The sequence below is a fragment of the Paraburkholderia solitsugae genome (assembly GCF_013177695.1).
GTDB lineage: Bacteria > Pseudomonadota > Gammaproteobacteria > Burkholderiales > Burkholderiaceae > Paraburkholderia > Paraburkholderia solitsugae.
In genome coordinates this window covers 66,300-89,237 of the sequence record NZ_WOEY01000065.1, presented here as the reverse complement: position 1 = coordinate 89,237, position 22,938 = coordinate 66,300, and the positions used below count along the sequence as shown (strand labels likewise).

Here is a 22,938-nt window from a genome sequence, read left to right as displayed (position 1 = left end):
TTACAAGAAAAGCATCATGAAATATCCAAACCTCCGATATGGCAACCCACGCGAAATGGCGTACTACGCACAAGGCCGCAGCCTTAAAGATCTTGCGCGTGAATTACGTCGATCCGAGCGCAGCGTGCGCGACTGGTTGTCCGGCCGGGAGCGCGTACCCTGGTGGGTGCCAGAGCTTTTGAGGCTCCGCGACATGGAGCATGACCTCCGCCTTCGGCAAATGAATATAGGTCGTCTTGCGCCGCCCCTCGGCGTCGTCGGCGAGCCACCTTCAAACGTCTCGCGGCTACGCCCGTTGATTGGCGACAACCTCGCGACCGATCCTAGATCAACCCAGCCGGCGGCAGACGAACAGGAAATGTCGCCGCGTTTCGCCTGACCTTGCATCAATCATTTATCGTATGTACAATAAATCGCATGGGATCGAATTCGACCCGGCCAAAGACCAGATCAATCGCAGCAAACATGGCGTTTCACTCGCTCTTGCCGAAAGCTTCGAATGGGACAGCGCGCTCGACGCGCTCGACGACCGATATGCGTACGGAGAGCCACGTTTCATCGCTTACGGCTTGATTGGCGATCGCGTCTACTGTCTGGTCTATACACTGCGTGGCGAAACGCTACGAGCTATCAGCCTTCGCAAGGCAAACAAACGTGAGGTGAATGATTATGTTGAGCAAACGCACGATCGTGATGCCGACTGATGAGGAAGACGCGGCGATCAATCGCGGCATTGCGGCAGATCCCGATGCGCGCGAGCTGAGCACCGAAGAAATCCGGCGCATGCGCCCTGCGCGTGAAACGCTTCCGCAGCGGATCGGCGAAGGTGCCGCGGCCGAACTGCTGAAGCGCCGCGGCCGCCCACCGGCCGACGTGACCAAAGTCGCAACGAGCGTTCGTTACGATCGCGACGTGCTCGACGCTTTCCGCTCGACCGGCGAAGGCTGGCAGACACGGATGAATGACGCCCTACGCGACTATGCCAAGTCGCACGGCATGATGTAACGAAAGCCCGCTTCGGCGGGCTTTTTTCTGGTTCATTTACCCTTGCGTTGCGTCGCCTCGGAACAACGTCAAAGCGATTTTTGGCGTTCCAGTTCGACCCTGTAGCGGGCAGTCGAAATCGCCCGGTGTCACTCGCGGCTTTAGCGCTAGTTGCCGACATTGAACTACTGCTCGACGATTGTCTGCGGCCAAACCGTGCCGAGCGGCGACATTTGATCGTACGTTGGAGCTCTTTGCCTTTTGGTCAGCTTGTCCTTGCTGGATTCGGCAATGCGCTTAACGCAGAAACCATCTGTTCACGCATCCAATGGTGCGCTGGCGACCCGGAATGTCGCGTATGAAAGAACACCTTGAGTATGTAGCGAGGGATATCGAACGGCGCAGGGTAAATTGTTAGCGGGATCGCGTCCGCCAGTTGTAGCGCCACCCGTCGAGGTAACGTGATCAGGAGCTGAGAATTGGCAACGATGACCGGGGCGGCCATCACGCTCGGCAATTGCACGGCTACGTCGCGAACAAGCCCCGACTTTAGCAGCGTCCCGTCGACAACGCTGCCCTCTGCGTTCCATGGGGTGACAACGACGTGTCGCTCCGCGAGGTACTGAGCTAGCGACAGCTTTTTTTTGATTCGGGGGTGCCCCTTCCGGACCGCGACCACGTAATCGTCCGCAAGGCAATCGAGCGACTCGAGTCCGGATTCCTGGGTGTCGTTTTCGTCTGAAAACCCTAGGGCAAACTGAACCCGCCCAGAGGCGAGGTCATCCAGCGACTCGCGATGGGTCGAATAAATCACGCGGACGCGGATATGTGGGGCGTCGCATTCCAGCGCTGCAACCAGGGGAGGTAATAGCGCGAACGCGGTGAAGTCAGTCGCGGCGAAGACAAAGGTCTGACTGCTCGCAGACGGAACGAACGGACCAAAATCCCCCAGGCTGCCCGTCAGGCTTTGCAATGCTTCGCTGACGCCCGATGCTATTTGTTCGGCTCTTGCGGTCGGCTGCATACCGTTCCCGAAGCGCACGAAAAGCTCGTCCCCCAATGCGCTACGTAGGCGCGAGATCGCGTGACTGCACGCCGACGAACTTAGGCAAAGCTCCTCGGCTGCCGAGACTACGCTTCGATGCCGGAATAGCGCGTCGAAGACCAACAACAGGTTCAGATCAATTCGGCGAAGACTATCGTGCATGACGTGCAGTATCGGATGAAAAAAATGCAGCGCATGCATTTTGGTTCTTTTTTATCATCTTGTCTTTTCCACCTCAATGGGCCGGTCCCCGGTCGAATCTTGCAGATGACAACTCCGAGCTTCCGACAAGCGATTCCGTCAGATACTGACCGCTGCTTTGAAATCGAGACTTCGGCCTATGAGGGCGACGAAGCTGCCACGCGGAATAAGATTACCACTCGCATCTTCCAATACCCGCAAGGGTTCCTTGTGATGGAACTCCACGGGAAAGTGATCGGCTTTATCAACAGCGGGTGTGCGTTCGAAGTGGTCATGTCCGACGAAGCGTTTAAGGAACTTGTCGGGCACGACCCTGCCGCGCCGAACGTCGTAATCATGTCGGTGGTGATCGACCCGGCGCACCAGGGTAAAGGCTACTCGTCGTTGCTGATGCGGACCTTCGTCTCGCAGATGTCTGAGATGGGCAAGAAAACCATTCACCTCATGTGCAAGGAGCGTCACGTCGGGCTGTATGAACGCCTTGGCTATAGCTATCTCAAGCCGTCCAGTTCCGATCATGGCGGCATGTCATGGCATGAGATGGTAATGGCCATTTGAGATCGCGCATCGACTCACCGGAGGTTGGCGTGGATACGCCATAGCCCAAGAGAACGCTACACCCCGCAGACGACCGCTTCCCGCTAGCTATCCGCCATTGGACGTACTGTATTGCCCACATGTCGAGTGTCCCTTCATGGCTGCAGTGCGTCAGTCGCGGCCCTCCGTCCAAACGACGAGCCAAGATGAAGGACGCACCGCCCTCCTCGCCCGACGCTGCATATCAGGGACTCTGGACGTGTACGCCGCCTAAAGGCTACTTCCCTACCCGAGCCGGATGCGTTGCGCTCACGCTGAATTCTTCGCGCAGCTAATAGCGATACGGGAGTTCAAGTCGATCTGTGGCCATATCGGCCCCTCCAGCAAGGCGGGCCGCTCCCAGCATGATCCCCGCATCGGCAAACATTGACGATTTTTGAACAGCATTCAGGCAACGACTGGCCCAAACGTGATGCGCACATGGCAACACATTGCGGCTTCCAATTCGGAAGTTGGCTAAATAAAACAGGATCGAATTATTCTCGGGGTCGTCGCTCCCCAGCTTCCCGATTCTCAGCCACGACTCGGCGAACGGCTTCCAAAAGGTCCGGGCGCGCTTCAGGGTCGGGGACTTCGATCAGCTTGCGCGGAGCCCTGGCTTGGGGCTTCAGCGTCACACCGTCAAGTTTTTGCGGCGCAGTCATAGTTCGTCTCCGGCTTCGATGACAGCCAATTCGGACGGCAGGCTCGGTCTTGCTTCTGGTTTCCGAAAATCACACTTTCGGATCTTTACGGAGTAAGGAACTGTGCACTCCGTGCGTCGTGCGCCTCCAGGCTTCGTCGGCGCGTTGCTGGGCCGATTTCACGGTATATGCGACCCCCTGCTTGCCCTTCGGAGCCGGCGAAAACGCCGAAGTCAGACCGGAAAGTGTCCGGCGGACGGTCTTGGTGACCATGGCGCACTCCGCGTTTGTGTCGGAATGGTCAGTCTAGGCCTTTACGTGCAGCTCGTGATACTGCACGTTTACACAGTACTTTGGCGAGTGCGCTATGGACGGACGCGAGAGGACGCCTCGAGCGAAACCGTGCCCGTGCGATCCCGCCGCGCCAGGGGAATGATCAGTTACGCCGTCTTGTAAGCAGGTCTGCCACGCCGGCGCGGGTGGCAATTTCCCAAATATATCCGCGCGAATAATCGACGCCCACCGCCGATGAAGCGCGGTGCGCAAACGAGCGTTCGTCCAGTCTTCACAGACGCATTCAGCACCGCTGGGAAGGTCGCGGCTGTGCTTCACTTCCAGCTCACTCGGACGCTAGACCTTTCAAGCCGGCCTCACGCCGGTCTTTTTTCGCGCCGCGTTCACTCGCGATCACCATTTGACTGGTGGTCCGACGGGCTATCCGGCCTCTTACCCTGCGATTTCTTCGTTCGACGCAGCGCCGCTCCCATCTGACCGGCTGTGTCTCGGATAGGCGAGCGCATGTACCAGGGCCACCACGCCAGGTGATAGAACCACACGAACGCTGAGCGATACCCTCGGAGCCACTCCTGGCGAATACCGGTTGAAGGAAAGCTCTCAAAGGTGCGATGTCCGAGTGCCATCACGCCAATTGCCATCCAGACAACAGCAATCACGAAGGTGGAAAGGGACAGCAAGCAGGCGGCAAAGAACAACGCGAGCGGCAAGCAGAGGATAAGTGGCGAGCGAGTTTTCATGTCGTTTTCGCGCCGGCATAATCATTTCGATTTTTCAGCTTACAGCATTTCGCTGGGCGTAACCGACCAGGGTTTTTGTCATTTTTTTACCGCTAAATGCGGATGTCCCCCGGTGGGATATTCTGCACGTTGAAAGCCTTAAGCTGGTTCACAATTGGATCTAAACGCGGAAGCATCACCTCTTACACTGAAGAACATGAAAGATCGATCCACAATCGTATGCGTACGGGACGGCAAGGTGCTTCTAGTCGATCTTCGAGCTGAATGTCGAAAGCTATCGGCGCCGCACAGCTAGCGACAAGCAGAAAGAGCGCCGCCGTCAATTACCCACTGACAACCCGAACGGAGCGACAACCATGCCCCCTGACGCAGCGACAATCACCTCGGCCGACCGGCCAAGATGTTTGTCGGTAAACTGAACTTCCTGCTTGACGCTATCCACCGAGCGCCTCGCGGACGTCCTCTGGTGGCATCCACGCCAGCAGAACTTTCCCTATGGCCGCGCTGTAGAGCGGGTTTCGTCGTCCCACACGAGATTGCATGCGCAGTCCATACTCCGAATCGATCTTGCGGATGTATATGATTGCATCATCATCCATCCGCACCGCGATTCAACCATCCCCCTCGCCTGTCCAGCAGCAATGTCAATCTGCATGATGTTCTCAAAGTGAGATCGGCTCATCTGGATTTGCTGTTGGACATGACGTTGCAACGGGACAATTCTATGCGACATAAAGACGTGTCGACTAAGTCGAGCGTCACCTGCATCGATATCAACTGAAATCGCGATTTTTCAAGGAGCACGCCGGATGTCCGCTTTGTTCACTCCTTTCAACCTTAAGGACGTATCTCTGCGCAATCGCATTGCAATTCCGCCGATGTGCCAGTACAACGCCATCGACGGACTGATCAACGATTGGCATCGCGTGCATCTTGCCGGACTCGCACGCGGCGGCGCAGGCCTCGTCATCGTCGAGGCGACTGCGGTGTCGCCGGAGGGTCGAATTACGCCGGGCTGCACCGGCCTCTGGAGCGACCAGCAGGCACAAGCTTTTGCGCCCATCGTCGCTTCAATCCGTGCGGCCGGGGCCGTGCCCGGCATCCAGCTCGCCCATGCAGGCCGCAAAGCCAGCGCGAACCGCCCGTGGGAAGGTGGCAACCACATCGCTGCCGACGATCCTCGCGGCTGGCAGACCATCGCGCCGTCGGCCATCGCATTCGGCGACCATCTGCCGAGAGTACCCAAGGCAATGACGCTTCAGGACATCGCCCGGGTGCGCGAGGATTTCGTAGCGGCCGCGAAACGTGCGCGGGACGCCGGCTTCGAATGGCTCGAGCTGCACTTTGCACACGGCTATCTCGGCCAGAGTTTTTTCTCGATGCACTCGAATCAACGGAACGACGTCTATGGCGGCAGCCTCGATAACCGCAGCCGTTTCCTGCTGGAGACTCTGGCGGCGGTGCGCGATGTATGGCCCGAACATCTGCCGCTGACCGCCCGTTTCGGCGTCATCGAATACGACGGGCGCGACGAGGAGACCCTCGCCGAATCCATCGAACTGGCAAAGAACTTCAAGCGTGCGGGTCTGGACATGCTGAGCGTTAGCGTAGGCTTCTCCACACCGACAGCTCAAATTCCGTGGGCGCCTGCATTCCTCGTGCCCATTGCCGAACGCATACGCCGCGAAGCGCAACTACCTGTTGCATCGGCGTGGGGCATCGATACGCCAGAAGTCGCAAATCGTTGCGTTGAAAATGGACAACTCGACCTCGTGATGGTTGGGCGCGCGCATCTTGCCGATCCTCATTGGCCGTATTCCGCAGCGCGCAAGCTCGGGATCGACCGTGCGTCATGGACACTTCCCGCACCCTATGCTCATTGGCTCGAGAGCTATGCCGTTGCTGACTGAGCAGTAGCGTCTCCGATGCAGTAGGAATCCTCTTCATTTAGGCCGGGAACATGGATCCCGGTCCATCAGCGTGGGCACCAAAGCGGACGGATTCACGCTCGCAACGTAATTGGCGGCACGATGCTCGCCTGTGCGAATGTTGACGGGCAGCGTTTCATAGGCAATCCCCTTGAGAGCGAGCGCGATGCGCACGCGATACGATGTCGAACTGTTGAAGAAGCTATGGAGTTGCACAGTGAGTTCTTCCATCGATTGCAACGCCTGAAGTCAAACGACGCTCACGGCGATTTCACCCAGACGATCGACACCGACCTTCATCGTGTCGCCCTTCTGCACAGCACCGACGCCTTCAGGCGTGCCCGTGAAGATCAGATCACCTGGTTCGAGGCGGAAGAACTTCGACAGATACGCCACTGTCTCCGCGACCGACCAGATGAGATACGACACGTCGCTCTGCTGTTTGGTCTCGCCGTTGACCGTCAGCCACAGGCCGGCGTTTTCGAAGTGGCCGACCACGCTGGTCGGATGAATCGGTCCAATCGGCGCCGAGCGGTCAAACGCCTTGCCAACCTCCCACGGACGCCCCATTTCGCGCATCTTCATTTGCAGATCGCGCCGCGTCATATCGAGGCCTACCGCATAACCCCATACGTGCTCGAGCGCCTGCTCGACATCGATATCCGAGCCGCTCTTGCCGATCACCGCTACGAGTTCAGCTTCGTAGTAGTAGTTCCGCGTCTGCGACGGATAAGCCAGTTCGAGTGTTTCGCCATAAGCGACGGGCACGATGGCATCGGCAGGTTTGCAGAAGAAGAACGGCGGTGCGCGATCTGGATCGAAGCCCATTTCGCGCGCATGCGCCGCATAGTTCCGGCCTACACAATAGACGCGGCGCACCGCGAATTGAGCGTCGCCGCCGGCGACGGGAACAGCGATGGGCGCTTCGGGCGGGAAAACAAAAGCCATAATGTTTTTACTCGACAGGGTTAAGAAAGCAGCAGCGTGCCGCGAGCAGGGCGTGCAGAAGCGAAACGGCTGCGTCTAGCTGCGTTCTTCGCGCAACAAATTCAGTGCGGCAAGCACAGGGCGATCCGAGTAGCTGAACAACACGCTTTCCACCGATGCCGAGAGCCGCACGGGTGCCCACGACGGTGCGATGAACACGTCATGCGGTTCGAACAGGAACTCATCGTCGCCGATCCTGACCGTGCCCTTGCCTTCTACGACGCAGTAAATCGTTGCGTCTGTGCTGCGATAGGCGCGCCCCTTGAAGCCTGCGGGCAGGTACTGCATGAACGTCGCGATGCCCGGCATGGGCCAGCCGCCCGTGGCCGGATTCACGTAGCGCAGCTTCACGCCGTCCCACTCGTCGAGTTCACCATTGCGGTACAACGCGTCGAGCGCTTCGCGGCTGCGCGTATAGGGGTAGCTGAATATCGGCGAAGTGGGATCGGATACCCGGTGCCTCACAGGTCCCATGTTGTGGCCAAAGCGCGCAAAACTGTCGCCCTCGGGCCGCGAGATCGGCTGTGTAGTCTCGGAGTAGTTTTCGGCAAAACCAGCGTCCATGTGCGCGACAAGCGGGATATCCAGGCCATCGAGCCACACAACGGGTTCGCCCCCCTCTTTCAGGGAAGGATTGCCGTGGTCATGCCATGTCCATGACGGCGTAATGATGAAATCACCCGGGTGCATCGTTGTGCGCTCGCCGTTGACGGCCGTCCAGGCGCCCTTGCCTTCTACAATGAAGCGCAGCGCCGACTGCGTATGCCGGTGGCTGGGGGCAATCTCGCCGGGCAGGATCAGCTGCAGTCCGGCGTACAGGTTCGGCGTCATACTCGACTTGCCTGGGAGACCGGGGTTTTCGAGCACCAACACGCGACGCACGGCTTCTTCGGCGCTGATCAGGGAACCGGCCCGCATCACGAGATCCCGCACCTGCGCATATTTCCAGATCGCAGGCAGCGTTTTCGGCCGAGGGGCTTTCGGAACGAGACTGTGCAGCGATTCCCAAAGCGGCGTCATACGCTGGCGGCCAATCTGCTCGTAGTAAGCGGTGCGCGATGCGTCCGGATTATCGTTAGTCATTGCGTCTCCTTTCGGTGCTGCGGGCAACGCGCGTTCAAAGGCGCCCTTGCTCAACGAGGCCACGACGGATGTGCTGGATCCCCAAGCAGCACCCGGGCGAGCCCTATTTGCGGAGTATCGGCTGCGGACTGATAGACGCTTTCCGACGGACCGAGCTCCAAATCCGGCGGCAGCGCGACCCAGAGCTGGAAACCACGTGTCAACCCCGGCTCGCCTGCTCCCCCCGCATGCCACACCCCCTCGCCGGCGCGCATCCATTCCACTCCTCCCGCACGCAGAATGCCGGTCGCGTTGTTCGTGTCTTCGTAGCTGACACTACCTTCGGCCACGCAGGTCAGCGTCGCGAGCCCCGAATGGGGATGCAGGCCGAAGGTCGGAAAGACGTCGCCACGATTGTCAAAGAGATCGAGGAAGACGAACGGCTTCAGGACCCGGCCCAGATCACCAGGACTCATCAGGCGCGTGATGTAGCCGTGGCTCTGGCCACGGGAACGATAAACGATGGCACGAGACTGATCGGACTCGATAGCTGCGGTATTGGACATGGGACCTCTTGTAAGGCCGGAGCGAAACGGAAACGAAGATGCTTGCGATATCAATTTGCCAGGTCAGATCGGCGCCTTACGGCGCGTCAAACAGAGAGTTCAGGTGCCTTCCGTCAGAAACTCGATGATTAGCTTTCCTACCTCATCTGCCCTTTCGATGTTCGGGCAGTGGCCAGCGTTCGCGAGAACCGCCGCACGGGCGTCAGGAATGCGCGCAGCGAGTTCGTTAGCGAACCCCGGAAGCCGCAGCCTGTCCCGATCCCCTGCAACGATCAGCGTTCTGGCTGTTATGTTCCCGTACGGCGTGCGATCGGCGCCGCCGAACTCAGTACGAACGGGCGCCTGCGGCGAGCGAAAGCGTGCCGCTGCGATCGCCTCCCACGCCCCAGGTGCGACGCTAAGTGCATGGCGGCGGCGGACGTACTCGCGATCCTGATACCAGACGGGATCTTCGAATATGGCAGCGAGTAGACCAGCCATAGCTTCCTCGCTGCCGTCATAGTCGAGCAGGCGGCGGCGTTCTTCGTTGTCGGGAATGAAACCGCCGCCGCTAATCGCGACCAGGCGATCTATCGGCAACCGGCACGGCCTTTCGGCAGCCATCTGGAGCAGAAAGGTTGCCCCCATCGAATTTCCAACGAAATGCGCTTTGTCCAGCGCCATCAGTTGAATGAAACGCACTATGTGCGACAGCATGCGCTCCCGCTTGCTGTCGAAATCATGAATCTTTGCAGTCCTGCCGAATCCAAGCCAGTCTGGGGCAATCACCCGGAAATGGCGGGCGAGCGCGGGTATAAGATATTCCCAGCTCGTCTCGGCACCACCGCCAAACTCGCCGCTGTGAAATAGCACGACTGCAGGCCCTTCGCCAGCCTCGAGATAATGGGTGCGCATCCCATCCACCTCGACATACCGGCTGCGATGCACCACCTCAACCGGCGGCACGCGCCATGTCGGCTCGCCTGTGACTACGGTGTTCACGACAATGCTCCCATTGGCCGCAGGCGGCGCAGTTCGGCGCGGGGGCCCGCCGCCATCATGTCCGGAGTCCATTCCGACGCAGGATCGACTGTACAGATAACCTTGCTGACGCCAGGCACGCGCGCCACCACCTGCTCCACCTGAGCGATGATATTGGCCGCTTGCCAGCAAACCGGACTGGTCAGGCGCAACCCAATGTGCGCCACACCGTCTTCGTTCAGCGTTACCTTCGTCACCATTCCCATGTCGATCAGGCTAATTGGAAGGCCTGTTGCAATCGAGCAGGGATCGACCACCTGATCGAGCACGGTTTGAATTCCGGCGGTGTCACGCATTGGAAAACTCCTGCACGGTTGAGAACGGTGCGAGCGGCCCGTCTGGCCGCCGGCGCGCGAATTCGTCGTCGCGCGTAGCTGAGAGGCGGGCGTCGAGATCGAGTCCCGTCATGCGGCCATAATTGTCAAACAGGATCGCGCGCTTGGCGGCAAGATCGAGTTGCGGAAGACCAGCGCCCTCGATTAGCGCCTCCGGAAAAGCGAATTCGCGTACGAACGTCTCCAGCAGCGGTTGTGGATGAAAGGCCATCGCTCCCGTGCCCCACAGGATCCGCTCGATAGCATCCTGCCCTCCTGGGCCGATCAGCGCAGCCATCGCATGAAGAAATGCCGCCGGGCGGCTTGCCGCCAGAGCGCTGGTGATCTCCAGATTGACATATACATTGTCGAACCGCGCGAGCTGCCACGCCGTCTCCTCGAGGAACGCCATGCCTCCGTGGACAACCTCGAAATTCAGCCCAGGGAAAGCCATGCATGCCCGGTCGATATCGTCGACCTTGTAATGCTCCATGGGCACAGGCCCAAGCGGAAGTGCCTTATGTACGGCAACGACCTTGATCCCAAGCCTCTCGGCCCGTTCGAACAATGGAAACGCGATTTCCGGATCGTCCATCTTCCATCCACGTATCTCGCTGCCAACCCAGCTGTTCGGATAGAGCTTGAGTCCGACCGGACGCAACAGTTCCACCTGCCGTTCCAATTCATCCAGCGCGGCCTTACCGGTCATCGGATCAACGCCGCAGTAAGTGATAAACCGATTCGGCCATCGCGCCTGAGCCTCAATTGCCTTTTCCAGGCTGCACAACCCGTCCTTGAACGAGAATATGGGTAGAACGTGATAAACGGCGAGATCGGTATCGCTTTCGAGGAACACCTGCTCAGCCGCCTCCTGGATAGACCAGTCCCGATAGAATTGCGACCGCGTCGGTGCGTAGCCATGCCGAGCTGTCGCCACGACCGATCCATAAACAAGATCGCATAACGGGGCGGCAAAGCGATTGGCGTAGTTCGCCGCATCCATGTTATAGGCGTGCACGACAGCATCTAAAACGGGCAGACCATCAATCATCGTTCGCCTCCTCAGTGATTTTTAGAGAGTATCTCCGTCGACTTCACTAACGTCCAGAACAGAAAACTCACAGCGTGATCTGGTTTCAAGATCAGGTGACATGCTTTGATTAGAGGACTACTCAATCGGCGACTGACAAAGTCAATTAAAAACATCGTCGCTCTGCACCCTGTTCTCGAAGTGAGATTGCCCTATCAGGTTTTGCTGCTGGACATGCCGTGACAGCCAGATAATCTATGCAAGATAAGGAAGACACGCCAACCGTATGAAGATCGGCATCTTTGCCATGGTGACCGGGAATGGCGGACGGGATCTGGCGCATCGCCCGGGACGTGCTTCCGCTTATGGTGCAGGCCGGCCTGCGTGTGCCATTCGTCAACTATTTTCAATAACTTAATTAGCATAACTTCAAATTGGAGAGTCTCATGACATCCCAGCGCCACATCGCTATCAACGCTTTCTATATGGCTTCGCCTACGCAATCATGGGCAGGAATGTGGCCGCACCCGCAGTCAACCGGAGCTGACTACAACAAGCTCAAATTCTGGACCGACCTCGCCAAACAGACGGAATCGGGATTGATCGACTGCGTGTTCCTTGCCGATGCACTCGGCGTGCCGGACACATATGGCGGTGCGCCCGATGCCGCAATCCGAAGCGGCGCGCACTTTCCCGCCAACGATCCAATGTTGTTGATTTCGGCCATGGCCTCCGTTACCCGACATATCACCTTCGGTGTGACCGGCAACACCACTTACGAACCGCCCTATCTCCTTGCCCGCCGTCTGTCGACGCTTGATCAACTCACGGAAGGCCGGCTGGCATGGAACATCGTTACCGGCGTGATGCCATCAACCGCGAAAGCGATGGGGCAGAGCGAGATGGTTTCACATGACGCCCGTTACGATATTGCAGATGAGTACATGGATCTTGTTTACAAGCTTTGGGAAGCCAGCTGGGAGGACGGCGCTGCGATTCGCGACCGTGCGCGCGGAATCTTTACCGATCCCTCCAAGGTGCATACGATTCATCATCGTTCAGAGCATTTCTCTTGCGACGGCATTCATTTGTGTGAACCGTCGCCCCAGCGGACACCATTGCTCTTTTCAGCGGGTGCCTCATCCCGAGGGATCGCCTTCGCGGGTCGACATGCGGAGTGCAGCTTCATGTCCACCAACAGCATCGACTTTGCCAGCAAAACAACTCAGCGATATCGCCAGGCCGCGGTAGCCGCCGGACGTACGCCAGATTCCATAAAAGTATTCAATGCAACTACCGTCATTGTCGGTGCGACTGAAGACGAGGCGCGCGATCGGGTCCGGGAATATCAGCGCTATACAAGTGAGGAAGGCAATCTCGCGATCTTTTCCACCTGGCTCGGCGTGGATCTGTCGCGTTACGATCCTGATGGACCGATTGACGTGGTGGAAAGCAATGCTGTGCAGTCCATCGCCGATTCCATGCGCGCTACCGGCGACATGGGCAAGGTGACGTTGCGCGAGCTCGCGCGCTTCGCCAATGTCGGTGGAAGAGAGGCGTTCATTGTGGGCTCGCCCGATCAGGTCTGCGATACGCTGTTGAAATGGCGCGACGAAGCCGATGTAGATGGATTTAATCTCGTGCGCACCGTCGAACCTGATAATCTCCAGAATTTCATCGATCTGGTCATCCCACGTCTTCAGGAAAGGGGGGCCTTCAAGACTGGCTATAAGGAAGGCACCATGCGCGAACAGCTGTTTCCGGAAACCGGACCCAGGCTGCGAGCAGATCACTATGGAGCGCGTTTCCGCCCCTCGGTGAACCGCCCATAAGGACCTCCCCATTTCTGCAAGCATGAGCCGGCATCTGAGGCACCCACCGGCAAGGACAACGTTGCCCGCCGCTCACTCGGTGAGCCGCGGGCAGCGCTTGTCCAGAACACCGGAGCCTCCCCTCGCCTTACACTTTGACGAACCTGACTCCAGCCAGCGCACCGAACGGCAACGATGCTAGCGGCCCGCCGACATCGAGCGCTCCAAGATCGACTGCGAAAAAGCCGGCCTTCGCTATAAGCGAGCGGACGGTCGCTTTGGCATCCAGGTCGTCACCGGAGTAAAACAGCACGCGATTTCCACCAGACACTTCCGGCTCGTGCAGAACGTTCACATCGAGGTGGTTGAATGCCTTGACGAGACGCGCGCCAGGAACGAGATCGCTAACCACGCTGCTCGAGTGACGGCCACCAAGATCGACTGGCTTGAGTTTCTGGCCCGTTGCAGCGCCGGGTGCATGGCTTCCTGAATATCAGCGCCGACCGGACAGGCAATGCATGGCGGTGTCCGAGGCAGGCTGAAGAGCTCCGTATCCTCGACTGCGTTATAAACGTCCAGCAGACAGATCCTTTTAAGCGGCTTTGCTAGCAATGCGCCCCCGCCGGCGCCCAATTGCGACTTCGTTAGACCTGCGTCGCTCAGCCGCGAAAGCAAGCCACGAATGACCACCGCACCGGTGTTCACCGAATTGGCCAGATCCTCCGAACGCAGCGGCTTGCCGCCGTTGACGGCAAGCGCAGCGAGTGTGTGGACAGCGACGGCGAAGCGAGTGCTGGTGGGCATAGACTGGATCGAGCAATGCGACTAAAGCGCAGACGGAACCACAACCGAAGCGCGACGATTGATCCGGCGGTCGATACTGAATGCACCCGCACCATGGGCTGAGAAGGCCAGAAGGCCGCCCGCCATGGCGACGTTCTTGAGGAAGTTGAACATTTGACTCTGGTCGCCAAATGCATGATGGAAGATGATCGCAGTCACAACGCAGTAAATCGCCAGTACCCACGCTACGACGCGAGTGCGGTACCCAAGGATCAGCGACGTCGCGCATACCAGTTCAAGTACCATTGAACCGATGTACCCCAGCAGCGGTGCAGGCAACCCTAATGATGCGATGTAGCCCATAGTGGGGCCCGGCGAAATGAGCTTTTCCACGCCACTGATAACAAAAATTATCGCCATGAGAAGACGCCCTGCCAAAAGGCTCACGTCGTTGTTCGAGTAACCCGAAGTGTTCATTTCAATTCTCCACGAAGGATTTCCAGCTTGATGATGGGGGTGACATAAATCTTCGTACGAGTTGGCTCCATTGCCCTATTCCATCCCGTAGATATAGATAGACGTCAACTGACTGGCTCGTCGCGAGCCTTTGCGTATATGCGTGCTGTCCATATCGCATAAGCTAGTGGCGTCGTGATATCGTGTCCAACGGCGAATTCAGATGGCATGATCGAAAGTGGTGATAGTGGATCACCAGGCAAGCATTCCGCCATCCACGATCAAATCTGTGCCGGTGATATAGGAGCTCTCGTCCGAAGCCAGGAAGAGTGCCGCCTGCGCCACCTCTTCTGGTTTTGCGGCGCGGCCGAGCATAATTCGACCGAGCACGTGATCGGCCCATTCCTTATTATTAAGCTGCTCGCGGGTCTGGTTGGTCTCAGTCACTCCCGGGGAAATGGAATTGGCACGGATGCCAAATTCACGCCCCTCCATCGCCATCTGGCGCGTCATCGCGATGACACCGGCCTTCGATGTGCAATGCGCCAAAGATCCGAGCGTGCGTACCGTCGTGTACGCGTTCGCGGAGGCCGTATTGACAATCGTGCCGCCGCTTTTCTTAAGGTAGGGCCAGGCAGTGCGAGTGAGGAAGAAAACGAGACTGACCTCCTCGTTCAGGCTGCGCGTCCATTCTTCATCTGAAATATCTTCAATCCAGTTGAAATAGGCCATCGCTGCATTGTTGTAGAGCACGTCGATCCGGTCAAAGCGCTCAATCGCGAGATCGACCAAGGCGCGGCACTCATCCGAATGAGTGAGATTGCAGGGATGGCGGGAGACCATTTCGCCGCCTGCAGCAAGCACCGCCTCTACCGTATCCGCGCCAGCTGCTTCGTTTAAATCGCACCCTACGATACGCGCGCCTTCTCGTGCGAATAGCAGCGCTGCGGCGCGCCCCATGCTCCCACCCGTACCTGTGATAACGCAAACCTTATCCTGAAGCCTGCCTGTCATGGTTGTCCTCTCATATTGTTGATGAGGTTGGTCGGCTAACACTAGCTGACCTTATAGAGTCCACCGTCAACGACCAACGCCTGCCCTGTGATAAACCCGGCCTCCTCACTCGCAAGGAAGGCGACCGGACCGACAAGGTCCCGCGGCTCCGCTAATCGCTTGATTGCCTGTTGCTGCCAGACGGCTCGTTTCGCGTCCTCGGGCATGCCAGCCGTGGCAGGCGTATCGGTCAGGGACGGGAGTATCGCGTTACAGGTGATCCCGTCGGCGGCGACGTCATTGGCGAGACCTCGCATAAACCCGATCGCGCCCATTTTCGTCGCTATGTAGGCACTGAGCGCCTGCTCCGCGATGCCGATCGAATTGGACGATATGGCAATGAATCGACCATAGCCATTCTTGCGCATGCGTGGCACGAAATGCTTCGCGCTATAGAATTGTGCGTCGAGATTGACTGCGAACCCCCTACGCCATGTGTCGAAGTCCAGTTCATCAATCAGGCCACGCGGAAAGGCAGCGGCATTGTTCACGACGATATCCAGACGGTTGAACCTTTCGTCTATGGCATGTCCGAGTTTTGCCCATGTCGCCTCGATTGACACATCCCCAGCGAAAGCCATTGCCGAATCTCCGGCTAATTTCGCCGATTCGGCCGGCGCTTCCAGATCGACCAAAACAACTTCTGCACCGCATTGCGCAAGCTTGACCGCAATAGCGCGGCCAATGCCTCGGCCCGCGCCAGTGACGATGGCCACCTTGCCTTTCAACGATGTCATGTGTCCCCTCCAGCAGAATTCAGTGCCTGGCACAAGCGTCCATCTCACTTGCCACCGAGCGGATAAAAAAGCACGACTCGATCTCCTAAGCCAGGTTTCCAATGACAACGCCGGCGATGGCGATCACCCCGCCAATTCCCTGAACAACCGAAATCCGTTCGCCGAACGAGAGACCTATGAGGAACGAGCCGATCATTACGCCAACGGTCAACGCTGTCACTGCGGCACTAACCGGCGCTCCGGCCACCATCGCTCGCCCCAGGAACCAAAGCGTCAACATATTGGCGAGAATCATTCCAAGGGTGGGCCATGGCAGTGTCATGCCGGCGCAGAGCTTCATGAAATAGACGGCAATGAGATTGGCGGCGATGGCAATCGCGACCATGACGTAGCTAACAGACATTTTGTCTCCTCCAACGATAAGTATCAGCGGTGCCCTCCGCCATAGGTATCCGAGCACATTGTTTTGATCAGCAATTTCGTCAACCTACCTGGTTCAACGCGTCGAATTCATACCGCCCGGCACAACGGCAGACGCAAAATCAAGAATCTATCCCGCCTTATATCATTTGCATTCCTTAGCATTGCGTTTATAAACAGATTGTTAAATGATCGCCTCAACCCGCGGCGAACTCCCGAAGCACTTTTGTCGAGCAAGAGAAACTCGCCGCTCCTAAAAGACTCTCACTGCCTGGACCAAACAAGTACGTCTCCACCTAGCCGGTGACATAGCTCGCAGCACGTCGTGCACCATAGTGTGCATCCCAATAGTGGAGATGCTCAAGCCAAAGCACATGGGTCAAGCCGATGTCATCGTTGAACGCCATGACACGCGGCGCGGCTGGATCGAAAACCGGCCAATCTGGAAGACCCTTCGCCGCCGGACGGCCGGTACGAGCGAATTGCACCCAGGCGGCGCGGATTGTCTTGCCCAAAGCATAGTCCCCGGGTTGCCATGGCCAATCTCGCAGACTAAAGCGATCGAAACTAAAGAAGATAGAGCTGCAGTGAAAAGCTCCCAGTGGCCTTGGGAAGGCCTGTTCGTCGTAACTATCAGCCGGCACCGGGGGGGCTTTCTGAAACTGGTAGTAGTAGACGTCGCGGCCAGCTGCTGCATGAAGATGGGCCCATGTCCAATTCTGCCAGGTGAATACACGGTGACTATTGGCCTTCAGGCTAGCGGCAAGCGCTTGCGCATCTGTCGCGGCTGGGTAAAGCGCAAGGAAGCGCTCCGCACTATCGCCATATTCAATTTGAACGTAGTCGCGATACGCTGCGAGGCTGGGGGAGAAACCGATCACGAGATCTTCATTCGCAACCGAACCAACGAGTAGCGGGACAGCAGCCTGCTGCCGGCTCTCAAAGATCTGATAGCTCCCCGCCGGCAGTACCGCCCCATCCACAATTGGCTGAGCCGCGTCAAAAATCCCCTGCATATTGGTGCCGTCGACACCGCTCGCTGCCCGGATCGTATCGACATCGAGCGTCCGGATGTCCAGGTTGGCACCGTCTGCAATACCGTCGGCCCAAGCTTCACCCGACCGTGTTGCTGCCGCCAGAGATTGCCAGCGATCAGCAACGCCGCTATCTTCAGCCACGGTACCGAAACTTCCACCGCTCTCAGCGATCGCTCGATGGAACAGGCCGCGTGCGCGGGGCGATGCCATGAGCAGGCTGACGCTGGAGGCGCCCGCAGAAATGCCGAAGATAGTCACGCATCCGGGGTCGCCGCCGAACTCAGCAATGTTGTCCCGCACCCACTGGAGCGCCGCGATCTGGTCAAGCAGCCCGTAATTGCCGGAAATGCCCTCGTCATTTTCCAGAGAAAGCTGGGGGTGGGCGAGAAAACCAAGTTTCGCCAAACGGTAGTTAATGGTAACGAACACCACCCCGTCACGCGCCCATGCATCACCATCAAAGAAGGGAGCCGATCCTGATCCAAACTGGAAGCCACCGGGATGGATCCACACTATCACCGGACGCTTCTCTGCGGCATCCTTGGCCGCCGTCCATACGTTGAGATACAGACAATCCTCTGACTGGCTTTCAGCGCCAAAGGGGAGAAGCGAATTACCTAACATCGATTGTTGAATCGCAATGGACTTCGCGCGCGTGGCGTCTCTCACGCCGCTCCAGGCAGCCGGAGGCTGCGGAGCACGCCAGCGCAGATCGCCAACAGGCGGCGACGCGAACGGAATGCCGCGAAACGCAGTCACCTCGCCGTCCACGGACGGCTCTCCCCTCAACTGCCCCTGGCTTATCGTTACGATCTCGTTCATATTTAGCTCCTCACATGCCGACAAGCGATCAGGTCCGCCCCATCTCGCTCTGACTCCGTGCGGTGAAAGGCGCACGCAGGCCAGTCTGCTCCATAAGCGGAAGCACGTCTCGGGTGAAGCGCCCGATCCCGTCCAGCGGATCAACCCAGGTCAGCAGAATGCCGTCGAGCCCGCAGTCCGCCAGCATCTCCAGGCGCTCGGCGATGCGCGCTGCGGAGCCTATCAGCGGAAAACCGCCACCGCTGCCGGCCATGCGCTGACGGAAAGCCTTCAATGCCTCAGGCGACATGAGCTTTGCGTGCTCCTGCTGCATCTGCATCCACGCATCGACGCACGCCTTGTCTTCATACTCGACAATGCAGCGGTGGTAATACGCATCCGCCTCCGCCTGCGTATCACGCTGCATCACCATCGAATTGGTCCATACCTGGATCTCGCGGCCGAACTCCTCTCTCGCCAGGCGCTTATACTCGTCCACCTGGCGCCGGATTGCCGCAGGCGACTCAGACTGGATGATGAGGAAGCACATATCGGCGTTCTCGCACGCAAATTGCCGGCCCCGGTCCGATCCACCTGCATTCATGATCGGCGGATTCGACTTCTGCACTGGCTTGGGCATTGACGATGCACGCACGACATCGAAGAAGTCCCCGTGAAAGTCGAATTCGTCATGAGATTGCCAGAGCTGGCGGATAACGGCGAGCCATTCCGACAGGTGGTCGTAGCGTCGATCATGTTCCTTGAAGGGCGCACCGAACATCTCGAGTTCGGGCTTGTTCCAGCCACCTACGACATTCAGCCCGAAGCGGCCGCCGGCAATGATATCGATCGTCGAGCTCTGCTTGGCCGCGAGGATAGGATGGATCGTGGGGGCATGCGAGGTTGCAAAGACGGCGGAATAGCGCGTCGCCTGCGCAATGCCTGCTGCCCACGTGAAAGGATCCATCGTGACGCCGGTGGAATCGTCATTGCCACCTGTTACCCAGCCTTTCCAGCGGGCGTAGGAGACAATCGCCTCGAAACCGGCTGCGTCTGCCATCTGCGAAGTCTTCACCGACAGGTCCCAGGTTGGCTCATAGGCTTCCGGTACCGTCGTCATGATCCCACCTCTGCCATTTATGGCAAAGATGCCGATCTTCATCCGGTTGGCGTTGAAGATCGGATTGGTCGAGCCAGGCATCAATGTCCCTCCTGCAGATCTCTGCTTATGTAAACGTATGCGACGCTCGACACGGTCGGCGCGTCTTCCTGATGTCGCATAGATTATCCGGCTGCCACGGCATGTCCAGCAGCAAATGCTGATTGGGCAATCTCACTTTGAGATCTCATTCGGCAGTCGCAGTGAACCAGTCTGAAGGCCCGAAAGACGTTCACAAGATTCGATCATGCCATCAGGATTTGCCGTTGGACACGCTATGAAGGCGGCATTAGCTTATGGGTATGGGCTGGCACGCATAGACGCGAAGGCCGTGACGAGCCAGTCAGTTGAGCTCTATCTACAAGGAGAAGACAGAATATGGCAACCCTGCAGACCCGTACCAAAGCTCTGATGTGGCAAGGCAAACCCTTTTCAATCGAAAGCTACACAAACGGCCCCGTCTTTGTGGCGGACACCGACCTGAGCCGGGCTAACAAGGAAGTGTTTGAACGCCATCTCGTCGCGGAATGGTCGAGCGACATCGAAGAAACGATGGCGACGGTTCATCCGGTTGGCTCCTACCAAAGAATTCCGGCACTCGGCGTTGACGTAGACAGCTTTAACGGCATCCGCGAGTTCTATCTCGACCGTTTCGAAAAGTGGCCTGGTCCGGCGCTCAAGTCTTTTACGCGCGTGACCGTCGTGGACACTTACATCTACGTCGAGGGAGAGTTCGACGTGGAAGCCGCCGGGGACGACCTGCAAAGTCTCAACGTTTCCGGAAAGTCGGTCAAATCACCGTGCATGATCGTACTCGAGTGCCGGGACGGTCTGCTCGTTGGCGAGATCGTCTACATGGACAGCGGCGCGCTCAAGGTTTCCTGACATCTGAAAGCGCAATAATCCGGCCTCCGCGGTGAAAAATTGGATCGTCGCGACGAGCGGGTTATCTCAACAGGAGAGAAGATGAGGATCGTAGCTCTTGAGGAGCATTTCCTTGTTCCCCCGCTGGTCCACGCCCATTTTGATGCCAGCAGCAATCCCGGCTATTCCCCAGAGAGCGACATCGTACTAGGGGATCTCGATGCTGGCCGCCTTGCTGCCATGGACGAGCACGGTATCACTCAGCAAGTGATTTCCGCGAGTATGCCCGGGGCCGATCTTCTAGACGGTGGTGCCGGAATCCGCTTCGCCCAGGAGACGAACAATCGCCTGGGCGTTGCCGTGCGCCGGCATCCGAACCGGTTCGGCGGATTTGCTCATCTGCCGATGCGAGAACCTGACGCAGCGGCAGACGAGCTGGAACGCGCCGTCTCCGATCTCGGTTTTCGCGGTGCAATGGTGAACGGACTCACCGATGGCCGCTTCCTCGATGACGAACGTTTCACACCGGTGCTGGCTCGGGCTGTCGCGCTCGATGTGCCGATCTATATTCATCCCAATCTGCCACCGAAGGCGGTATATGACTGTTACTACGACGGGCTGCCAGGTCGAGCCGGGCCGTTGCTTGCGTCCGGAATATTCGGCTGGCATTCGGAGACCGCGATTCATGTCCTCAGGTTGGCACTAGCCGGGACGTTCGAGAAATTTCCCGGCTTGACGGCGATTGTTGGGCATATGGGAGAAATGCTGCCTTTCATGCTCGGACGCTCCGATGACGTGCTTTTGAGCCGTGGCGCGAACCCGATCAGCCAGACGATCGTGAATAACGTGTACATCACAACATCGGGTGTATTTCACCTATCACCTTTCCTGAACGCACTGACTGCATTCGGTGCGGACAGGATCATGTTTAGCGTGGATTATCCGTACAGTGCCAACGCACCGGCGCGAAAATTCCTTGATGCTCTGCCGCTGTCTCCCGCGGATCGGATCAAGATCGCGCATGGCAACGCCGATCGGATTCTCAAATTGGACGTTTCCACCACGTTTGACGCCCATGCTCAAACAGCAATGTAATTTATCTCGCACCACATCACATTAGGGGGCGCTGCATAGGTCAGTCCGGTTCCGCCCGTTCGGAGGCTCACGCGCAATATTTTCGGTTCGATCCGGTAAATCAATTTGGACTCCGATATAGATTATAGATGAACACACCCTGACGTTTCTTATTATAAAAGCGATTTTCTTACGCGCCGATGATGTGTTTTTGCTTTATCTGAAGAACTGACATGCAGAGTTGAATTAGACATATTAAATGACCACATTAGGAGACGAAATATGAAAAAAAAGCTTGTTTGCATGATGTTAACCTCGCTCGGTGTTTGTGCGGTGCACGCCCAAAGCTCTCTGACGCTTTACGGACGTGTGGCTGCTGATGTTGATTTCGTGAACCACGTTGCGACTCCGGACGGCAGCAAAAACCTCTTTCGGTTTGGCAGCAATCAGTACGGGGCAAGCTTTCTTGGTCTTCTCGGCAAAGAGGATCTTGGCGGGGGGACGAAAGTAGTCTTCAACCTGGAAAATATGTTCCTTGCGGGAACCGGCCAGACAATCGGGGATGCTTACTGGAATCGTTATGCGTACGTCGGCCTGTCAAACGACACCTACGGCAGTTTGTGGGCCGGCCGTGCAATGGTGTTGTCGGACGCAACTGAGTGGTACCTCGATCCGTTTGTCGCACAGCAGACCAGCGTCCTCAACTTTTCCAGGTACCGCGGAACTGGACAGGCGGTGAACGCTTTGACCTACAATTCGCCGGAGATGCACGGTCTTTCGTTTCGCGTGCAAAACGGCTTCGGGAATACCGCTGGTAACTTCAAGGCATCGCGAACATTCAGTGCGAGCGTGCAATATTCTTTGGGTGGATTCACTGGCTACGGACTCTACGACGAGCGTCGGGACGCGAACGGAAACTTCTCGGGCCTGTACAGCAACTCGAAAGAGTATATGGCTGGTGCCACGTACCAGCTGCAGGCGTGGAAGTTCTACACGGGCTACCAGCAACTGGTTTCCTCGGGATCGGATACTGTCGTCGATTCGACCAACACCGTTGGTGCAACACGAGCGAGTCAGGAGTGGGTTGGCGTGTCTTATCAGTTCAATCCGGCACTTCAGCTACAGGCTGCGTGGTACCACACCAATGTCAATCACGGCGGAGGAACTGCCAACCTCGCTGCCCTGGGCGCGACGTACAACCTCTCGAAGCGCACATTTATCTACGTGGTGGTTGCCTCAATGTTCAACGGCGCAAATGCAGCGTTTCCTGTAGAGACGCAAGATTCGCCACCTTTGCAAGGACATAATCAGCAAGGTAGTTACATCGGCATCATGCACATGTTCTGATGTGC

At 57.8% G+C, this 22,938-nt stretch carries 26 protein-coding genes and 2 pseudogenes; 9 read left to right on the top strand and 19 right to left on the bottom strand.

What is annotated here, in order from left to right:
• The first annotated feature begins 16 nt into the window (after positions 1-16).
• Genes GNZ12_RS16260 through GNZ12_RS16250 form a run of 3 tightly spaced genes read left to right on the top strand, consistent with a single transcriptional unit; the run spans position 17 to position 1,005 of the window.
• Complete coding sequence (locus tag GNZ12_RS16260; RefSeq protein WP_172311459.1) at positions 17-379, top strand: hypothetical protein; 363 nt, start codon at positions 17-19, stop codon at positions 377-379.
• A gap of 22 nt (positions 380-401) precedes the next feature.
• Entirely contained in the window at positions 402-704 is a 303-nt protein-coding gene (locus GNZ12_RS16255; RefSeq protein ID WP_172311457.1) for a BrnT family toxin, read from the top strand.
• Positions 670-1,005, top strand: coding sequence for a BrnA antitoxin family protein (locus tag GNZ12_RS16250; protein WP_030103232.1), 336 nt, complete (start codon positions 670-672; stop codon positions 1,003-1,005). Before GNZ12_RS16255 ends, GNZ12_RS16250 begins: the two co-directional genes overlap by 35 nt.
• Positions 1,006-1,249: 244 nt before the next feature.
• Here the strand turns inward: GNZ12_RS16250 and GNZ12_RS16245 are convergent, their stop codons facing one another.
• On the bottom strand, positions 1,250-2,230 hold the full coding sequence (locus GNZ12_RS16245) for a LysR family transcriptional regulator (protein WP_172311455.1): 981 nt from the start codon (positions 2,228-2,230) through the stop codon (positions 1,250-1,252).
• 66 nt (positions 2,231-2,296) lie between these two features.
• Here GNZ12_RS16245 and GNZ12_RS16240 point away from each other — a divergent pair, with 66 nt between their 5' ends.
• On the top strand, positions 2,297-2,788 hold the full coding sequence (locus GNZ12_RS16240) for a GNAT family N-acetyltransferase (protein ID WP_074286246.1): 492 nt from the start codon (positions 2,297-2,299) through the stop codon (positions 2,786-2,788).
• A gap of 752 nt (positions 2,789-3,540) precedes the next feature.
• Here GNZ12_RS16240 and GNZ12_RS16235 read toward each other — a convergent pair.
• From GNZ12_RS16235 to GNZ12_RS16225, 3 genes and pseudogenes are all read right to left on the bottom strand, one after another.
• Complete coding sequence (locus GNZ12_RS16235) at positions 3,541-3,723, bottom strand: hypothetical protein (RefSeq protein ID WP_172311453.1); 183 nt, start codon at positions 3,721-3,723, stop codon at positions 3,541-3,543.
• Positions 3,724-4,127: 404 nt separating this feature from the next.
• Positions 4,128-4,484 (bottom strand): hypothetical protein, encoded by a 357-nt coding sequence (locus GNZ12_RS16230; protein WP_172311451.1) that lies wholly within the window; start codon positions 4,482-4,484, stop codon positions 4,128-4,130.
• 443 nt (positions 4,485-4,927) lie between these two features.
• Positions 4,928-5,080, bottom strand: a pseudogene (locus GNZ12_RS16225) (IclR family transcriptional regulator domain-containing protein); the annotation flags it as partial.
• Between the two features lie 213 nt (positions 5,081-5,293).
• Between GNZ12_RS16225 and GNZ12_RS16220 the strand changes: the two are divergent.
• A complete protein-coding gene (locus GNZ12_RS16220) occupies positions 5,294-6,394 on the top strand; it encodes an NADH:flavin oxidoreductase/NADH oxidase (RefSeq protein WP_172311449.1) in 1,101 nt (366 codons plus the stop codon).
• Positions 6,395-6,448: 54 nt separating this feature from the next.
• Here GNZ12_RS16220 and GNZ12_RS16215 read toward each other — a convergent pair.
• From GNZ12_RS16215 to GNZ12_RS16185, 7 genes and pseudogenes are all read right to left on the bottom strand, one after another.
• Positions 6,449-6,628 (bottom strand): annotated as a pseudogene (locus GNZ12_RS16215) (glutathione S-transferase N-terminal domain-containing protein); the annotation flags it as partial.
• A 33-nt stretch (positions 6,629-6,661) separates the two neighbouring features.
• On the bottom strand, positions 6,662-7,360 hold the full coding sequence (locus tag GNZ12_RS16210) for a fumarylacetoacetate hydrolase family protein (protein WP_172311447.1): 699 nt from the start codon (positions 7,358-7,360) through the stop codon (positions 6,662-6,664).
• A gap of 75 nt (positions 7,361-7,435) precedes the next feature.
• Positions 7,436-8,482, bottom strand: coding sequence for a gentisate 1,2-dioxygenase (gene gtdA / locus GNZ12_RS16205; protein ID WP_172311445.1), 1,047 nt, complete (start codon positions 8,480-8,482; stop codon positions 7,436-7,438).
• Between the two features lie 50 nt (positions 8,483-8,532).
• Positions 8,533-9,027 (bottom strand): pirin family protein, encoded by a 495-nt coding sequence (locus tag GNZ12_RS16200; protein WP_172311443.1) that lies wholly within the window; start codon positions 9,025-9,027, stop codon positions 8,533-8,535.
• 99 nt (positions 9,028-9,126) lie between these two features.
• The gene (locus GNZ12_RS16195) at positions 9,127-10,008 is read right to left on the bottom strand and encodes an alpha/beta fold hydrolase (RefSeq protein ID WP_216673233.1); all 882 of its coding nucleotides are present in this window, start codon (positions 10,006-10,008) and stop codon (positions 9,127-9,129) included.
• A complete protein-coding gene (locus GNZ12_RS16190) occupies positions 10,005-10,343 on the bottom strand; it encodes a metal-sulfur cluster assembly factor (RefSeq protein WP_172311439.1) in 339 nt (112 codons plus the stop codon). The genes GNZ12_RS16195 and GNZ12_RS16190 overlap by 4 nt, the downstream gene beginning before the upstream one ends.
• Entirely contained in the window at positions 10,336-11,412 is a 1,077-nt protein-coding gene (locus GNZ12_RS16185) for an amidohydrolase family protein (protein ID WP_172311437.1), read from the bottom strand. Before GNZ12_RS16185 ends, GNZ12_RS16190 begins: the two co-directional genes overlap by 8 nt.
• A 425-nt stretch (positions 11,413-11,837) precedes the next feature.
• Here GNZ12_RS16185 and GNZ12_RS16180 point away from each other — a divergent pair, with 425 nt between their 5' ends.
• Positions 11,838-13,223: an LLM class flavin-dependent oxidoreductase gene (locus GNZ12_RS16180; RefSeq protein ID WP_172311435.1), complete on the top strand. Its 1,386-nt coding sequence runs from the start codon at positions 11,838-11,840 to the stop codon at positions 13,221-13,223.
• A gap of 127 nt (positions 13,224-13,350) precedes the next feature.
• On the opposite strand, the gene GNZ12_RS16175 is transcribed toward GNZ12_RS16180, so the two are convergent.
• The 8 genes from GNZ12_RS16175 to GNZ12_RS16140 form a co-directional block, all read right to left on the bottom strand.
• A complete protein-coding gene (locus GNZ12_RS16175) occupies positions 13,351-13,614 on the bottom strand; it encodes an NAD(P)-binding domain-containing protein (protein WP_172311312.1) in 264 nt (87 codons plus the stop codon).
• Complete coding sequence (locus GNZ12_RS16170; RefSeq protein ID WP_172311433.1) at positions 13,554-14,006, bottom strand: Rrf2 family transcriptional regulator; 453 nt, start codon at positions 14,004-14,006, stop codon at positions 13,554-13,556. Before GNZ12_RS16170 ends, GNZ12_RS16175 begins: the two co-directional genes overlap by 61 nt.
• A gap of 21 nt (positions 14,007-14,027) precedes the next feature.
• Complete coding sequence (locus tag GNZ12_RS16165) at positions 14,028-14,462, bottom strand: DoxX family protein (RefSeq protein ID WP_172311431.1); 435 nt, start codon at positions 14,460-14,462, stop codon at positions 14,028-14,030.
• A 231-nt stretch (positions 14,463-14,693) separates the two neighbouring features.
• On the bottom strand, positions 14,694-15,455 hold the full coding sequence (locus GNZ12_RS16160; protein WP_172311429.1) for an SDR family NAD(P)-dependent oxidoreductase: 762 nt from the start codon (positions 15,453-15,455) through the stop codon (positions 14,694-14,696).
• Between the two features lie 41 nt (positions 15,456-15,496).
• Complete coding sequence (locus tag GNZ12_RS16155) at positions 15,497-16,231, bottom strand: SDR family NAD(P)-dependent oxidoreductase (protein ID WP_172311427.1); 735 nt, start codon at positions 16,229-16,231, stop codon at positions 15,497-15,499.
• An 85-nt stretch (positions 16,232-16,316) separates the two neighbouring features.
• Complete coding sequence (locus GNZ12_RS16150) at positions 16,317-16,634, bottom strand: SMR family transporter (protein ID WP_172311425.1); 318 nt, start codon at positions 16,632-16,634, stop codon at positions 16,317-16,319.
• Positions 16,635-16,947: 313 nt separating this feature from the next.
• Positions 16,948-18,510 carry a carboxylesterase/lipase family protein gene (locus tag GNZ12_RS16145; protein WP_172311423.1) on the bottom strand — a complete coding sequence of 521 codons (1,563 nt, stop codon included), beginning with the start codon at positions 18,508-18,510 and terminating at the stop codon, positions 16,948-16,950.
• A 28-nt stretch (positions 18,511-18,538) separates the two neighbouring features.
• Positions 18,539-19,690: an LLM class flavin-dependent oxidoreductase gene (locus GNZ12_RS16140; RefSeq protein WP_172311421.1), complete on the bottom strand. Its 1,152-nt coding sequence runs from the start codon at positions 19,688-19,690 to the stop codon at positions 18,539-18,541.
• Positions 19,691-20,026: 336 nt separating this feature from the next.
• Here GNZ12_RS16140 and GNZ12_RS16135 point away from each other — a divergent pair, with 336 nt between their 5' ends.
• From GNZ12_RS16135 to GNZ12_RS16125, 3 genes are all read left to right on the top strand, one after another.
• Positions 20,027-20,533 carry a nuclear transport factor 2-like protein gene (locus GNZ12_RS16135; RefSeq protein WP_172311419.1) on the top strand — a complete coding sequence of 169 codons (507 nt, stop codon included), beginning with the start codon at positions 20,027-20,029 and terminating at the stop codon, positions 20,531-20,533.
• A gap of 39 nt (positions 20,534-20,572) precedes the next feature.
• Positions 20,573-21,607 (top strand): amidohydrolase family protein, encoded by a 1,035-nt coding sequence (locus GNZ12_RS16130; protein ID WP_216673232.1) that lies wholly within the window; start codon positions 20,573-20,575, stop codon positions 21,605-21,607.
• A gap of 261 nt (positions 21,608-21,868) precedes the next feature.
• Positions 21,869-22,933 (top strand): porin, encoded by a 1,065-nt coding sequence (locus GNZ12_RS16125; protein WP_172311417.1) that lies wholly within the window; start codon positions 21,869-21,871, stop codon positions 22,931-22,933.
• Positions 22,934-22,938: the final 5 nt, after the last annotated feature.